Below are 1,901 nucleotides of genomic sequence, written 5' to 3'. Positions count from 1 at the left end.
TTCTAGCTGCTTAATCTCTTTTTTTATAGTGTCCTTGACAAGGGTGCCATTTTAAAGGGAAATGCTCTTTTTTTTTCAAATAATGTATATCGGTTACACAAGTGGTAATACTAGTTTACTAGAAGCATAATAGAAACGGAGGTTACTATAATGAAAACAGAGTTACAGTTACCTGAGGTATTACCACAACAAGCAGATGATTTCTTAAAATCACTACTACAACTATTAAAATCGAATTAATAAGATGCTGGTGATTTGTGGATAATGTGGATGAGATAGAGAGAACCTGAATGCATGAGATGCAATCAGGTTGTTTTTGTTTTAAATGAATGAATATTTTAAGACTATTTGCAAAATTTGTTGAGTCCCTCTTTAATAAATTCAGAGAATATGAGAATATGGATAAAATGATAAAAAAAGTGGAGGGGATGGAATGGCTAGAATTAATTTTGGTATTTTGAGCACAGCAAATATTGCTCGTAAAGCACTTATTCCAGCAATTGAACGGTCATATAATGCACAGGTTTTAGGGGTAGCAAGTGGAAGTGGAAAAGCAGAGAGCTTTGCTGCTGAACTTAATATTCCTAAGTTTTATAATACATATGAGGACTTATTAGATGATCCAGAAATTGATGCGGTATATATCCCACTTCCAAATCAGCTACATAAAAAATGGACAATTGAAGCAGCAAAACGCGGGAAGCATGTACTATGTGAAAAGCCAGCCGCACTATCTGTAGAGGAAATTAAAGAAATGGTAGCTGTTTGTCGTGAAAATAACGTTGTTTTCATGGAAGCATTTATGTATCATTTCCACCCACAGCATAAGCGAGTGAAAGAGATTATCACAAATGGTGAAATTGGGGATGTGAATCTTATTAAATCAACCTTCTCTTTTCCACTTGAAATGGATTCAAATAATATTCGACTTAACCCGGAATTAGGTGGTGGAGTCGTGTATGATGTGGGTTGCTATTGTATTCATGCAACAAGAATGATTACTGGAGAAGAGCCGGTTAAGGTTTCAGCATTTTCACTTAATCATCCAGGTACGAATGTAGATACGACAGTTTGTGGTCTTTTATCCTTCGAAAGTGGTATTCTAGCAAGCTTTGACTGTAGCTTTGAACAACAATTAGTAGAACAGTATGAGGTTATTGGGACGAAGGGATCCATTTTTGTAAAACATGCCTTCCGCCCAGATCGGGAAGGTGCCTGTGGTCTGATCAAAGTGACTTCCGAAGCTGGTGAAAGAGAGGAAATCGCTGAAGGTGACCAATACGCTCTACAGGTTGAACATTTTGCAGAATGCATCTTAAATGGTGCCCACCCAGTATACGGTGGAGAAGAAACAATTAAAAATATGCAAGTGATCGAACGAGTATTAGCAGAGCTTAAATAGTGGGCCAGGGGGACGGTTCTACTGGTTCATGAACGTGTAAAATCGGAGTTTATTACTCAAAATCTGGGCAACGTGCATATCCCGCGTTGAGCGCGCAAATATTTGTGGTAACGTGCAAATCCAGAGTTGAGCGCGCATATATTTGTGGTAACGTGCAAATCCCGAGTAGAGCGCGCAAATATTTGGCGAAGCGTGCAAATCCCGAGTTGAGCGCGCATATATTTGTGGTAACGTGCAAATCCCGAGTTGAGCGCGCAAATATTTGTGGAAGCGTGCAAATCCCGAGTAGAGCGCGCATATATTTGTGATAACGTGCAAATATCGCGATAAGCGTGCAAATCTTCGTGGGAACGAGCTAATCCCGAGAAAAACGTATAAATCTCAGTGGAGATCTCAATAGTAATATGTAAAAAAAGAACAAGTGCCACACTTTAGGGGCACTTGTTCCTTTGTGCGCCCTGCATGGGCGAATACTCGGTGGTGAAAGTCCACTACAGGC

At 39.5% G+C, this 1,901-nt stretch carries 1 protein-coding gene; it reads left to right on the top strand.

Annotated features, from left to right (window positions below; genetic code table 11):
* The first annotated feature begins 433 nt into the window (after positions 1-433).
* The gene (locus tag MJG50_RS21915; RefSeq protein ID WP_240257903.1) at positions 434-1,402 is read left to right on the top strand and encodes a Gfo/Idh/MocA family protein; all 969 of its coding nucleotides are present in this window, start codon (positions 434-436) and stop codon (positions 1,400-1,402) included.
* Positions 1,403-1,901 lie beyond the last annotated feature (499 nt).

The organism is Fredinandcohnia quinoae (genome assembly GCF_022427965.1).
Classification (GTDB): domain Bacteria; phylum Bacillota; class Bacilli; order Bacillales; family Bacillaceae_L; genus Ferdinandcohnia; species Ferdinandcohnia quinoae.
This window is presented reverse-complemented; position numbering and strand designations above follow the sequence as displayed.

Coding starts and splice junctions, on each gene's coding strand:
- MJG50_RS21915 (WP_240257903.1), top strand. CDS start 434: ATGGCTAGAATTAATTTTGGTATTTTGAGCACAGCAAATATTGCTCGT.